At 38.0% G+C, this 13333-nt stretch carries 12 protein-coding genes; 7 read left to right on the top strand and 5 right to left on the bottom strand.

Annotation, left to right across the window (positions count from 1 at the left end; genetic code table 11):
- The first annotated feature begins 107 nt into the window (after positions 1 to 107).
- The 3 genes from ACST15_RS09640 to ACST15_RS09650 all read left to right on the top strand — a co-directional run bounded on the left by ACST15_RS09640 (position 108) and on the right by ACST15_RS09650 (position 2924).
- Positions 108 to 1004, top strand: a complete 897-nt coding sequence (locus ACST15_RS09640) for a PIG-L family deacetylase (protein ID WP_459454447.1) — start codon at positions 108 to 110, stop codon at positions 1002 to 1004.
- A gap of 305 nt (positions 1005 to 1309) precedes the next feature.
- Positions 1310 to 1867 (top strand): hypothetical protein, encoded by a 558-nt coding sequence (locus ACST15_RS09645; RefSeq protein ID WP_459454448.1) that lies wholly within the window; start codon positions 1310 to 1312, stop codon positions 1865 to 1867.
- 4 nt (positions 1868 to 1871) lie between these two features.
- Complete coding sequence (locus ACST15_RS09650) at positions 1872 to 2924, top strand: DUF4407 domain-containing protein (protein ID WP_459454449.1); 1053 nt, start codon at positions 1872 to 1874, stop codon at positions 2922 to 2924.
- Between the two features lie 64 nt (positions 2925 to 2988).
- Here ACST15_RS09650 and ACST15_RS09655 read toward each other — a convergent pair whose 3' ends face one another.
- The 3 genes from ACST15_RS09655 to ACST15_RS09665 form a co-directional block, all read right to left on the bottom strand.
- Entirely contained in the window at positions 2989 to 5565 is a 2577-nt protein-coding gene (locus ACST15_RS09655) for a zinc-dependent metalloprotease (RefSeq protein ID WP_459454450.1), read from the bottom strand.
- A 192-nt stretch (positions 5566 to 5757) separates the two neighbouring features.
- On the bottom strand, positions 5758 to 7158 hold the full coding sequence (locus tag ACST15_RS09660) for a S8 family peptidase (RefSeq protein ID WP_459454451.1): 1401 nt from the start codon (positions 7156 to 7158) through the stop codon (positions 5758 to 5760).
- 391 nt (positions 7159 to 7549) lie between these two features.
- Complete coding sequence (locus tag ACST15_RS09665) at positions 7550 to 8827, bottom strand: alpha/beta hydrolase-fold protein (RefSeq protein ID WP_459454452.1); 1278 nt, start codon at positions 8825 to 8827, stop codon at positions 7550 to 7552.
- A 188-nt stretch (positions 8828 to 9015) separates the two neighbouring features.
- Between ACST15_RS09665 and ACST15_RS09670 the strand changes: the two genes are divergently transcribed.
- The 4 genes from ACST15_RS09670 to ACST15_RS09685 are packed head-to-tail and all read left to right on the top strand — an operon-like array spanning position 9016 to position 11002.
- Positions 9016 to 9459, top strand: a complete 444-nt coding sequence (locus tag ACST15_RS09670) for a nuclear transport factor 2 family protein (RefSeq protein WP_459454453.1) — start codon at positions 9016 to 9018, stop codon at positions 9457 to 9459.
- Positions 9460 to 9514: 55 nt separating this feature from the next.
- Entirely contained in the window at positions 9515 to 9652 is a 138-nt protein-coding gene (locus ACST15_RS09675; RefSeq protein WP_459454454.1) for a DUF2256 domain-containing protein, read from the top strand.
- A 16-nt stretch (positions 9653 to 9668) separates the two neighbouring features.
- Positions 9669 to 9920 (top strand): TIGR03643 family protein, encoded by a 252-nt coding sequence (locus tag ACST15_RS09680; RefSeq protein ID WP_459454498.1) that lies wholly within the window; start codon positions 9669 to 9671, stop codon positions 9918 to 9920.
- Positions 9917 to 11002 carry an FAD-binding domain-containing protein gene (locus tag ACST15_RS09685; protein WP_459454455.1) on the top strand — a complete coding sequence of 362 codons (1086 nt, stop codon included), beginning with the start codon at positions 9917 to 9919 and terminating at the stop codon, positions 11000 to 11002. Before ACST15_RS09680 ends, ACST15_RS09685 begins: the two co-directional genes overlap by 4 nt.
- Here the strand turns inward: ACST15_RS09685 and ACST15_RS09690 are convergent.
- Both ACST15_RS09690 and ACST15_RS09695 read right to left on the bottom strand, forming a co-directional pair.
- Positions 10950 to 12446 (bottom strand): cryptochrome/photolyase family protein, encoded by a 1497-nt coding sequence (locus tag ACST15_RS09690; protein WP_459454456.1) that lies wholly within the window; start codon positions 12444 to 12446, stop codon positions 10950 to 10952. The genes ACST15_RS09685 and ACST15_RS09690 overlap by 53 nt on opposite strands.
- A 148-nt stretch (positions 12447 to 12594) precedes the next feature.
- On the bottom strand, positions 12595 to 13320 hold the full coding sequence (locus ACST15_RS09695) for a hypothetical protein (RefSeq protein ID WP_459454457.1): 726 nt from the start codon (positions 13318 to 13320) through the stop codon (positions 12595 to 12597).
- Positions 13321 to 13333: the final 13 nt, after the last annotated feature.

Raw genomic sequence — 13333 nt, forward strand, 5'->3', positions numbered from 1 at the left:
TGCTTGAAAAAATTGCAAGATTAATTTTTGATTCATTCAAATAAAATTAACTAAATTATTGAAAAATTACCCCTTCCTTTATTTTTATACACGCTACCTATTTACTCATGAAAACTATTTCTTGTCTTCTACTGCTTAGTTTATTTAGTTTCTGCCATGCAGTAACAGCCCAAGGCCCCAAAGTATTGGTGGTTACGGCGCATCCCGATGATGAAACTGGATTTTCAGTGAGTTTATTCAAAATTACGCATGAATTAAAAGGTATAGTAGATATGGCAGTTATGACCGATGGGGGAGGTGGTTTTGCCGATTCTCAATTAGGTGCCATGTATTATGGTTTGAATCTTACAGATTCTCTGGTAGCCCGTACTCATTTGCCCATGATTAGAAAACAAGAGATTTTAGATGCCGCTAAAATCATGGGTTTGAGAAATATCTATTTCATGGAGCAGCCGGATGACTGGTATACACTAGATCCAACACCTTATATTTCATGTAAAAATTGGGATATTCCTTTCATTGAAAAGCGATTGGATTTGATATTGGCAGAGCGGCAATACGATTTTATTATTACGATGTTGCCGCATGCGGGTCAGCATGGTCACCATAAAACAGCAGTTTTAATGGCACTGCGAGCAGTGCAACGTTTTAAAGGAGCTCATAAGCCAATTATTATCGCGGGAAGTCCTTTGTCAGCAAATGCCAAACCGATTGAATTTACCATGTTAGAGGGCTTTCCTGAAACTAAGATTAAAGCCAATGCGCCTACATTTACACTAAATCGGGTATTTCGTTTTAAAGAGAATGACAAAGTGAGTTATAAGATTGTGGCCGATTGGGTCATAGCAGCCTATAAATCGCAAGGGGCCATTCAAGAAAATGGTATCCACAAAACGGATTTTGAGCATTATCGCTATTTTGATATCAATGATTCCCAGGGTATCCCCCAAGTGCAAAGTCTATTCAAGCAATTAGCCAATAGTGGTTTTGCGGCTCCCCATTAATTTTTTGAATTCCTTTCTTGAAAAAAAATAGGCCATAGCACATAATCCATTGGCCAAAGCCTTCGTTTGCATACAAGCTCATGCATTGTATTCCGCTGCTAATTTCTTTCTGGCAAAACCAAAAAAATTCAGGTTTAGCTATTGAAAATGCCGTTGGTACTAATTTTTGAGGAATTCAAAAAAAATATCTGAATTTGATGTGCTTCATGCCTATGGTATTATTTTTCTACCAACTCAATCAGCCTAACTAGATAGAAATCTAAGAAGGGTGGGAAAATTAACCAGACGCTTTAAAACAAATCATAATGGGAATTTGGAATAATTTATTTGGAAGGAATAAACCTGAGGAGAGGCTTATTCTTACCGATTCATTGGAGGAAAAGGCCAATGAATTGGATCATCGTTTACACCCTAATTTTGCTGAGAGAAAGCCTCAATTTGGCGGTAGGTCGGAATCTACTTGGCAACGGATTTTTGATCGAATTCGGCATGATTATGAAATGGAGGGCTATCAAGATGCCTTAACTACTGCCGATAATAAATACCGCGATGATAATATTTCAATCATTCAATTAGACTTACAAGCGGATATACATGAGGCTGAAATTGCCATCAAAGAATACGTAAAAGAAATAGAATTTCATATTAATTCTCGTAGAAAAGCTGATTTACATGATTTAGTGGAAGAGCTCGAGTCCAGGCGAGAAATTTGTTTGGATCGACTTAAAGTCATGGAAGAAATTAAGAGCGATGTTGCCAATAATACAGGCACCTCTTTTCGGATTATTTTAGCCTACAAGCGAGGCTTTAACAAGGGTTTAGCCGCTCTTTCTATGGCTAATATCATCAACCGTCATGTATAATACTATGGAAAAGAAAAATACGCCTTCCGATTTATGGCTTCGTTTTGGTTGTTTCCTTTCAGGACATAATTACCAGATACTGTCGGAATGCTCTGAAGCTAGTAAACGTGATCAAAAGAAAATCACTTCCGCCTTGGTCATCATCACCTTAATCTGGTCCATTATTGGATATATTTTTTCCAATAAGTACCTCAATTTTGGTCCTTGGTTTTCTCTTTTTGGTTCGCTTTTTATGGCGGTGTTGATTGTACAAATTGAGCGACAAATCATACTTTCGGCCAAACTGAATCATTGGGCTAAGTTTTTCCGTGTCTTGTTGGGAATCATCGTCGCCGTGATTGGGGCCAGTATCATTGACCAATACCTTTTTGCCAATGATATTGAGAAAATTGCTCAGGCATCTGTGGAGGCCAAGGCCTTAAAGGAAAGCAACATAGCCAGGAATTCCTATCAAACAGCGGTAGCGCAGTTGGACAGCACAATTCTGGTGGAGAAATTGAACTTTCAAAAATTACAAAGCCAGATTTTGCGATTACCTGCTACCTTGGCTGGGGGCGGAGGCGGAAAGAAATATGATTCTGCAGGTAATTTGATCAGTGAGCAGCAAAGTAGTCGGATTCCTAATCCGGAGATATCTAATTTGCGAACCTTTCAGGCAGCCATTGCCTCCAAAATTAGTGTGTTGGAAAATGAGAAGATGCAGAAAGGGCAACAATATGCCGCGGAAGTTAAAAATAAAGCAAAGGAAATTTTAAGCCGAAAACCCGGATTTTTGGATGAATTAAATGCCTTGATTAATTACTTGTTGGAGTTTGATCCATATCCTACCGCATTAATCTTTTATTTGATTTGGTTCTTCTTTTTCTTGCTCATAGAATCTTTGGTCTTAATTATTAAAAGTAATCACCATGAAAATGATTACGAGAAGGTGGTAGACTACCAGCAACATATTCGTATTCGTCGATTAATGGCTTTAGAAGATCAGCGCAACGCTGCTTTAGGTTCTAATTCAATGATTAGCTCATCATCTAATTTAATCCATAATCTACCTAAATAATCTTCATTGCTCATAAAAAAGCCTCCTGAAAAATCAGGAGGCTTTTTATTTAAAACCATTTCTATTATTTCTTTGGATCTAAAGCTTTGTCGATTCGAGCCATTAAATCTAAAAGATGCAATTTACTTAAGCGGTCAGCTGAGCCAGCAGATGCGGCTTTTAAGCTATCTTTTAAACTAAGTAATTGACCTCTGGCGATGGAAGGCAAATCGGTTTGGTTTAGATTAACGACTCTTGTCTTGTAGCCGTAGGTGACACCTACGGGAACAGATCTAACTTGAGCGGAACCTGGATTCAATAAAGCGGCTACTTTATCAATGAATAATTTCTGAAGATTTCTTCTGAAAATATCGATCGAAGCTTGGCTCTTTAATTCGGCAAAAATACCTAAACGTAAATCGCTCATTAGTTCATCAACAGAATAATTGTTTTTGTTGATAGAAGAAGCTTCCATTAAACGAACCATGCGATCGCCCATCAATAAATTTGTCAAGGTCGCATCTTGCATGGATTTTATGGATTCAAGTCCATTTTCTGGATTGATTTTTGCTAAAATATTTTGATCCAGTAACCAAGTTGGTGTAGCAAACAATTGTTTATTTAAGAAAGCTACAGCATCTTTTTGTAGGTTTTTGGGAACTATTTCAAATTGATTCCCAGCCATATCATATGTTTTGGGAGTATCATAAATACCTCCTACATTTTTGGTAACATGACCTAGGTACCTTCTAAATTGACCAGTTACATTGCTGTATAATTCATCTAGCTCTGAATAACTTTCTCCATTTTCTTTGGTCCAATCTATCAAGTTTGGCAGGATTCGCTGTAGGTTTTTAATTCCGTAAGTAGAGGCAAGCATGGCATTGTCTCCTATATCTTCTGTTTGGTAACGAGGGTCATAAGGACTAACTTCAGTTCCAAACCAAAGTCTACGGTTTTTGTAAGCCTCTTTGGTTAATTCATTCAGAATGGCTTTTTCTTCTTTTTCGCTTTTGGCATCTTCAAAATAAGAATATCCCCATTTGATAGCCCATTTGTCATAATCACCAATTTTTGGGAATAGATGTTTTACTCCATCTTCGGGTTGAGCTACATAGTTAAAACGGGCATAATCCATGATGGAGGAAGTATGTCCATTTTTCTCTTGAAAATCTTTATCCCTTAATTTTTCCACGGGTGTGGCTGAGCTTGCTCCCATGTTATGACGTAAACCTAAGGTATGACCCACTTCATGAGAAGACACAAAACGGATTAACTCGCCCATCAGGGCATCATCAAATTGTTTTTTGCGGGCATTTGGGTCTACAGCTCCGGTTTGAACCATATACCAATTACGTAAAAGTGACATAATGTTATGGTACCAACCGATATGGCTTTCTAGGATTTCGCCGGTTCTTGGATCATGAACATTGGGGCCGTACGCATTTTGAATATCGGCAGCAAAATAACGTACTACCGAGAAGCGAGCATCTTCTAAACTCATGCTCGGGTCATTTTCAGGCCAATATTCACCGCGAATAGCATTTTTCCAACCAGCATGTTCGAATGCCACTTTCCAGTCATCTATACCCGCTTTAATGTATTTTTTCCATTTATCAGGAGTAGCTGGATCGATATAATAAACAATGGGTTTAGCTGGTTCAATCAATTCACCTTTTTTCTGCTTTTCAGCATCTTCTTTTGATTTAGGCTCCAGTCTCCATCTAACCGCAAATACATCGGTTTCTGCTTTTTGTGATTCATCTTCAAATACCCCATATTGATTGGCAAAATATCCTACGCGTGCATCAAAGCTTCTTTTTCGCATGGGTTTTTTAGGAAGAGCTATCATGGAAGTGTTTAATTCCAAAGTCACTAAACCTGCATCCAATCCAGCGGGTAAATTGGTGCCAATTCTAGGTACTGGACTTAAAGAAATCAAAGCAGGGACCGTAGAATAGGTTTTTACCGACCTGATTTCTGTATTAATAGGATAAGTGCTTATTTTTTGAATGAATGACTTGTCCTTTTGAAATGCCTGTAAGCTCAGTGTTTGTTTTCTAACTGGATCTAAGGAAAATGTCTGAATGTCGGAATCAAAGGTGCTCGTCATGTCGATGACGTAGGATAAATCCTTTTTGCCGCTAGAATCTTTCTTGATAGCAAGAATGTCATATATGCCAATGATTGGGTTAGCAGAGGAGTTTTTAACGGCTTGAGCTAAGGGCTTTCCTTCATCGGGCGACATAATGACATAACTAATGGAACGAAGTAATAAATTTTGGTTATTACCTTTTTCAAATTGAATGACTTGTCGGTTTACTTCTTCGCCCCCAAAAATACTACCGCCAGCCGGTGTTTTGGAAAAGCGCGTGATGGTCATGATTTCCTGTTCAATTAAAGTGGCAGGTATTTCAAAAAGGTATTTTTGATCCATTTTATGGACGTCTATTAATCCTTTTTGGGTGACCGCGGTGCTGTCAACTACTTTATTATAGGGTTTAGGTCCTTTTTTGGCATCAGCTTTGGGGGCTTCTGCTTTTGGAGTGGCGGCTACGGGAGCCTTTAGTGGTTCTACTTTTTTATTGCTTTGTGCGAATGCTGAGGGAGTTTGACTCAATAACATGGCCGCTACAAGCAATTTTAGTTGTAATTTTTTCATGTATGTTGGTTGTTTATAAGGTATGATACCTATCCCTCAATTTCAGAGAAATAAGCTACTAGGTAATTTAACGGCGAGGATTTTAAATCAAGCCATTTTAAATTAACTGCCTTACTTTAAAATTGTTATAAAAAAAGCCTCTCACGAATGGAGAGGCTTTTAAAACACGGGTTAATGGGTAACAATCAGAAATTAATAAAATCCTACTACTCCCACATTTAATCGACCACCAGTAATGGTTTTACCACTTAAAGAAGGGGTAGGAATGGTATTATTTAGAATGGCTTTTTTAATGGCCTGAGAGTTTATTTGTGTGGTGCTAGAAGGGAAATTTTTAGCTGCATATAGTGCTACTGCGGCACTAACATGTGGCGTTGCCATAGATGTACCATTGTATGCTGCATAACCAACTCCATTTGGTCCAGGCACAGTTGAGATTATATTGGCACCGGGAGCACCTAAAGCTACTGTTTTTACACCAAAATTTGACCAAGAAGGTACTAGTCCATTTGCATCAATGGCTGAAACAGCAATCACGTTGGGTGAAGCATAGCTGGCAGGGTATGATTTAACATTATCAATATTTGATCCGGCATTTCCAGCTGCTGCAATAAATAAGATTCCTGCTTTATCAGCACGCTGGATGGCAGATAATAATAACTTGGAATAGCCACCGCCACCCCAGGAATTATTACTGGCAACTATATTGATACCTTTACTTTTTTTCAAGTTTGTCAAATAATCAATGGCTTTAATGGCATTAGATGTAGACCCTCCTGTTGCTCCTAGAAATTTAGAAGGTATAATTTTTACGTTCCAATTCATACCTACTACTCCGATTGAATTATTACCTAATCCTCCGATGGTTCCAGAAACGTGAGTCCCATGAGAATCTATATCGTTGGTGGAGAGTCCGTCATAAACGCTAGCGTCATTATTGGCAAAATCCCATCCACGAACATCATCGATAAACCCGTTTCTGTCATTGTCAAGACCATCAACAATCTCATTAGGATTGATCCATATATTGTCTATTAAATCGGGGTGATTGAACATGACACCTTCGTCAATTACGCCGATGTATACGGTTGAACGTCCTGTATTATTATTGGCCCAAGCTACGTTTGCATTACTTCCATAGGTACCATTTAATCCCCACAATTGTCCAGTTCCATAATATAAGTCATTAGGAGTAGTAGTGGTTTGTTGGTGGGTATATAATTGATTGGGTTCAGCTATCTCAATCAAAGAATTTCCAGCAGCGCGGTTAATGGCCTCAATGGCATTGATATTCGTTTTGACTACATAGAATCCTTCGTCCCCTTCATTTTTCATTTCTTGGGTGACGATTTGTTCTTTGATGGTACCAGTGATTGCCTTCAAAGCATTAAGTTTTCCTGCTTCGGAGGTTCCACTTTTGAATTTAATTAGAACTTCGTTGGAACTGATTATTCCAACATTTGAATTTTGTGTTAATCCTAGAGCAGATGAATTACCGTTATTTCCATTAGGAGATAAAGCTAAATCATCCATTTGCATTTGGCAGGAAAAAGTAACTGCAGCCAAAAGCACAAGAGCAATTTTCGATTTCATTATTCGATTTTTTAAAGGTTTTAAGTTTCATATTTTTATCTAGAACACTTCTTAAAAAATTTCGAACACGTGGTAAATGTAATAATTAGATTGAATTATTTTCATATTTAAATCTAAATTATCTTAAATTTTTACCATTTTTTTGCTTAAAAAGCCATTTTTTTGATATATACCATCAATTTTGTTCAAAAATTAAATGGTTTTTTAGGTATTTTTTTTCAAATAAATTTAGATTTATATCTAATTATCTAAACAAAATCGTTTTATATTTATACGATTATCTAATAATAAAGCTTTCACAAATTCCGTATTTTTTTTAATCCTACTGAAGAATAAAAAAAGCCTCCCATGCATGTCACAGGAGGCTCTGTTTTTTACAAATTAGCTTATTTTATTTACCTTTTTTCTGGGCCGCCATCCATTCCATGATGCTGACGGGTTTACCATTCCATTTGACCAATGATCCATCAAAATCTGTTCTCGGTAAATTCTCATGTAAATACACCCATGACCAATGGCCATTGTAGGTAAATCCTTTTCCACCATAAAAATTGGTAATATCATGTACATGGTCATAATAGGTGAAATGTACATTTTTAGCTCCTGCCGCTTGTAATCTCTTAAATACAGGTACGACGGTTAAATCCGGTTGCGTGGTGGCATCGTCTTTGGAATGAACAAACCAAATGGGTACTTGCTTGATTTTTTGAATATCAGCATCGCTGATGTATTCTGAACGATAGGCTAAGGCACTAATGTAGCCTGCCGCAAAATAATCTGGATAAAGTAATATCAGTTTCAATGCCATATATCCTCCATTGGAACATCCTCCTACATAGATTCTACTAGGGTCTATGTTGGGGTTGGACTTAACATAATCCTTAATCAAGGCCATTAAACCTTCATTATACACATCATTTTCCTTACCCTGTGTACTTACTTTTTGAGCATTATGCATCCAAGCACCTGGACATTGTGGCGATAAAACATAGGCACCTTCAAAGATGGATTGAATGGATTCTGAGGCATAATTGGCTGCTTTATTGCCCAATAAAGGTATGGTGGGGTCAAAACCTCCTTCTCCACCTCCATGTAACCATATAATCAGTGGGGCTTTATCCTTTTTGACTGTCGGACTAAAGGTCGCATAGGACATAGTTAATTGATCATTGAACTTAAATTTCCCATTTAAATCAAATTGATCAATCAAAGGCATGATTTTTCCCAAATTAGTATCCCAAACTTGTTGAGATTTTGAGTCAATGATGGTCAATTGGTAATCAACCCACACATTTCCTTTGCTACGAAAATATTGAATGGGAGAGCTAATGGCTAATTGTGGGCCCACGGATAAAACCAAAGTAATGTTTTTGCCCGTTTTCACTCGGTTCCCTTTTTCATCGGAGACATAAGCTCCAATCACCTCTCTTTTTCCAGAGGATTGTTCATCAGCAATAGGTCCTGCGGCCGATTTTCTCGATGCGAAAACCGTATAATCTGCCGCGCGAACTTGAGACGTGGTATCGGATAAGGATAAAATAACCTTGTTAACACCTGCTCCCCAGTCAAAACCTTCTACTACCAGTTTGTAGGATCCAGTAGGTTTGGCAGTCAGATTACAGGTTAAAGTCGTTACTAAAAGTGCTATTAGGTAAAGTGTTTTCTTCATTATTTTAGGTATTTTTTTATCAATGTAGCTAAAATTTGGAAATTTCTTCACCTTTAAATCATCCTAAATAGGTATGAGGTACAAGTATCGATTGATTTTAAGGGGGATGAATTAATAGTAAAACCTAAAAATGTCATTCCATTATGAAAGATTTACTTCTACATTTGAAAAAAAATAGGCTTTCACACATGAATCATCGACTACTTATTACCGGCATTATTTTGGTCACAGTACTTACAGGAACAAGGAATGTTCAAGCCCAGGCTTCATTAGATAGCCTTCATCAACCGATCATTCGATTTTTTGATGGGTTTTCTCAAGTAAAGGAAAGTTTGTTCCGAGAGAATACCACCCCAGATTTTGTGCTGTATGAAGCGGGCATGATTTGGACCAACGATACCTTAGCACTAAAAATTAAAGGGAATCCTAGTGCCAATTTTGAGCGAAAAAATACTTTTACATTTTTGAAAACGGAGCAAAAGGGAGATATGGCATGGGTTTCATATTGGAATCAAGCTATTATCCGAAGGGAAGATAAAGTCAGGAATGTTCGTTGGCTAGAAAGTGTGGTTTTAGTCCGACAGGCTGGAAGATGGAAAATTAGGATGATGCATTCTACTCCGATGCGCTAAGTAGAACGAAAACTTTTTTACCAGCCTTTAGTTTATCTCTTGTTATATCATTTGAATGCAAGGCGTAAAAAAACAACATCTCCCTTTCAAAATATGCCCAATTTGTACAAAGCCATTTTCTTGGCGTAAAAAGTGGGAGCGTGATTGGGACCAAATCGTTTATTGTAGTGAAAGGTGTAGAAGAAGTAAATAGTTTTTCAGAAGAAGATATGGATCGAATCATTCAAATGGCTTGGGAAGACCGAACGCCATTTGAAGCTATTGAATTTCAGTTTGGACTCAAAGAAAAAGAGGTGATTGAATTCATGCGTTTGAATAGTAAGAAATCAAGCTTTCAAATGTGGAGAAAAAGGATGACTGGTCGTATTACCAAGCACATTCAAAAAAGAGTGAGTGTAGATCCTAGGTTTAAATGCTCCCTTCAACGGAGTATTAGCCTCAATAAAATCAGTAAACGTTGATTGACTTCCCAACCAATCTAGCTGCAGTATACCAGCGCCTAGATCATTTTGATCCTGTTCATTATGCGCGCAGCAGGAATTTTATTGATGGGGGAGTTTCCTACCTGTCACCCTATTTATCTCGAGGATTTATCAGTGTTCCTGAAGTGTATTTTCGATTGAAAAATAGAGGTTTTAGTTTTCCTGAACTTGAAAAATTTGTTCAGGAATTAGCCTGGAGGGAGTTTTACACCAGAACATGGTTCAAATTAGGGGATGGCATCTTTCAAGATATTCGCCACCCACAAGCGGATGTTTTGTCTAATCGTATACCTGCAAGTCTTTTGAAAGCACAAACAGGCATACAAGCCCTGGATTTACAGCTAGCCCAATTCCCTAAAACCGGTTATTTACATAATCACATCCGTATGTACCTAGCATCATTGACCTGTAATGTGGGACATTACCATTGGTCGTCGCCAGCTACTTGGATGTATTACCATTTGTTGGATGGGGATTTAGCCAGTAATGCACTGAGTTGGCAATGGTGCGCAGCTACATTTAGCAATAAGCCCTATTATGCCAATCAAGAGAACATCAATCATTACACTAAAAGTGTTCAAAGGAATACCCCGCTGGATTATAGTTATGAAGAATTGCCCAATTTGCCAGTACCTGAGGTATTGAAGGAAGAGGCAGCATTCATTCCGCAGTTCTTCAAAAGAGTCTCACCAAATCTGTCAATAAATACGGATATTCCTACTTTCGTTTACACGCATTATACCCTCGATCCTCAGTTTCATGCAGGGGAGCAAGGAAATCGGATATTGGTACTTGAACCTTCTCATTTTGATCAATTCCCGATGTCGCCCAAATCCATACAATTTATCTTGGATTTAGCTGCTCAAATTCCGGGAATTCAAGTTTATTGGGGCGAGTATAGCGATTTAGGTATCGAAGGAATTTTTAGGGATCACCCAATCAATGCTCATTTTCAAGGAATTAGGGAGCCATATCCATTTTTAAATCCCGATTTAAAGGGAGATTTCCCTAGTTTTTTTTCCTATTGGAATCGCTTGAAGAAGTTTTTGGAAAAAGCTTAGCTAGGAAGGTTTCGGCTTGAAGTAAATGAGCCTCTTTTTTTTCGGCAGGCATTTTATCCCAAGTGCTAATAAGCATTGCCCATCTGGGATTCTTGGAAAAGGTAGCTCTTTGTTTGTCTAAAAAACGCCAAAATAGTCCATCCCAAATGGCTTGCCAGGGCCCTTTTTTATAATCACTCATTTTTAAAATGTAATTGGACCCACAGATATAAGGTTTGGTGGTCATGAGGCCTCCGTCGCTAAATTGTGACATGCCATACACGTTTGGTACCATCACCCAGTCGTAGGCATCAATGTACATTTCCATAAACCATTGATACACCGCATCTGGTTTAATTTCACATAGGAGCATGAAATTACCCAAGACCATGAGTCGCTCTATGTGGTGTGAATAACCTGTTTTTAAAAGTTTTTGAATGCAGCTATCCACGGGCTCGATTCCTGTGCTGGCGGTATAAAAGGCCGCTGGCATGTCATGGGTAAATTGCCAGTAATTCGTGGTTCTTTGTTGAGTTCCGATTTTTTGATAGAGTAATTGAACAAATTCTCTCCAACCCATGATTTGCCTAATAAAGCCTTCCAAGCTATTTAATGGGGCATTTGAAAGAGCAATTTGATGGACTATTTGCTTGGGATTCAACAAGCCTACATTGATAAGCGGACTCAGTACACTGTGAAATAGGGTAGATTCTTGGGCCAGCATGGCATCTTCATAGGCTCCAAACTGGGATAGGCGCTCTTCAATGAAAAGTTGCAAAGCCCTTTTAGCATCTTCATGTGTACAAGGATAATATATTCCCTGCCAAGGAGCGTCTGAACTTCCTATATTATTAGGGAAATGAGTAGCTACGTAATTGATAGCCTCTTGTATGTATGGGTTTATTTCAAGCTTGGGAAATGGCCTGGGAATCGGGGTGTTTTTAGGTATTTTTTTCCGATTATCTGCATCAAATGACCATTGCCCACCCAAAGGATTTTGTTCATCGTCCAATAAGATTTGTCGGCTTTTTCTTTGTTGAATGTAAAAGGCCGTTTGAAAATAGGGCTTTCTTTTACCTAATAGGCTAATTTCTTGATTTAAGAAATTGGGGCTGGCAAGTTGATGAATTTTTACCTTACAAGAGCGGGCAATACGTCTTTCAAGTAAATAATCATGGGTATCGTAATAGGTGAATGTATGAAATCCCTCTGATTGTAAGTAAGTTATGAGTTTGGAAATATCTGAATTTGAATCATTGGCCTCAACATACTTGACCTGAAATCCCTTTTCCCTCAATGAGTCGGCAAAATAACGAAGGGAAGCCCGATGGAATAGTAGTTTCTGTTGGTGGAAGTTATATTGTTTAAAATAGAGGTCTGATTCTATGAGAAAAAATAGTTGATCTTTTGGCTGCTCCCAAACTTCTTCAAAAAGTTGATGCGGAAAAAGTAGAAAAGCTTTCATAATTAGTAATCAACATGATGTGATTACTTAACTTATGTTTCAATCAAGATGTTTTGAAAGCAAGGTTAATTAGTTAGCATTTATTTTGTGTCAAATAAACACAAAAACCTCATCTTTCGATGAGGTTTAGGATAGAACATAGGTTTGATTATTTGGATGATAAATCAGAATGAAAGGTCATGAAGACCGTTTCATTCTCTACCACGTAATTGCGCATGATGGCTATATCTTTTTCATAGGCACCTTTTCCGTATACCTCATCATAAGCACTTTTTAATTTAGCTCCTTCATCTAGTTCTTTCCATCCATTTGGGAACCTGCGAGAGAAAATGATGCGATTAATTCCTGAGGTTTGATAAGTAGCTACTTTTATACCAGCCTTGTCCCATGCTTTGGGCAAGCGTTTTAGTACATCCCAGAACTCTTGTGCAGGAACATATTTCAAGGTCAAAATATTAGATCGGATTTTAGAGGAACGATCTTTAGGACTTGAGTTGCTATAGTCTGCTTGGTAGGTTATGATATCTCCTCCAGTAACTCCCTCAATAAATGGGGCCACTTTTAGATAGAAATCATTTGCTGCCTCGGTATTGGTGGGCAGATTACTCAATTCATCGCGTTGAGCCCATGATTTCCCGATATTATAAAGTGCCATGACCTCATTATGATGACTTCCTCCAACTAGGTTATATACTGCCCAAGCATAATTACTATCAGCTTTTCGGTATTTGGCTACATGAGTTTTCAACGCTTCGTTGAATGCTGTGCGTTGACCAATTTTTACTTTGTAATACATGTAATTTGCTGTGTTCGCTTGGCCAAAGCTAAATAAAGTCGCTAAACACAGAACCGACAATAGAATGATCTTTTTCATTTTTATAGTTTGA

It is taken from the genome of Aquirufa sp. Wall-65K1 (assembly GCF_054558475.1).

Coding starts and splice junctions, on each gene's coding strand:
- ACST15_RS09670 (WP_459454453.1), top strand. CDS start 9,016: ATGAATCATCGACTACTTATTACCGGCATTATTTTGGTCACAGTACTT.
- ACST15_RS09660 (WP_459454451.1), bottom strand. CDS start 7,158: ATGAAATCGAAAATTGCTCTTGTGCTTTTGGCTGCAGTTACTTTTTCC.
- ACST15_RS09650 (WP_459454449.1), top strand. CDS start 1,872: ATGGAAAAGAAAAATACGCCTTCCGATTTATGGCTTCGTTTTGGTTGT.
- ACST15_RS09690 (WP_459454456.1), bottom strand. CDS start 12,446: ATGAAAGCTTTTCTACTTTTTCCGCATCAACTTTTTGAAGAAGTTTGG.
- ACST15_RS09655 (WP_459454450.1), bottom strand. CDS start 5,565: ATGAAAAAATTACAACTAAAATTGCTTGTAGCGGCCATGTTATTGAGT.
- ACST15_RS09645 (WP_459454448.1), top strand. CDS start 1,310: ATGGGAATTTGGAATAATTTATTTGGAAGGAATAAACCTGAGGAGAGG.
- ACST15_RS09695 (WP_459454457.1), bottom strand. CDS start 13,320: ATGAAAAAGATCATTCTATTGTCGGTTCTGTGTTTAGCGACTTTATTT.
- ACST15_RS09665 (WP_459454452.1), bottom strand. CDS start 8,827: ATGAAGAAAACACTTTACCTAATAGCACTTTTAGTAACGACTTTAACC.
- ACST15_RS09640 (WP_459454447.1), top strand. CDS start 108: ATGAAAACTATTTCTTGTCTTCTACTGCTTAGTTTATTTAGTTTCTGC.
- ACST15_RS09680 (WP_459454498.1), top strand. CDS start 9,669: ATGGATCGAATCATTCAAATGGCTTGGGAAGACCGAACGCCATTTGAA.
- ACST15_RS09675 (WP_459454454.1), top strand. CDS start 9,515: ATGCAAGGCGTAAAAAAACAACATCTCCCTTTCAAAATATGCCCAATT.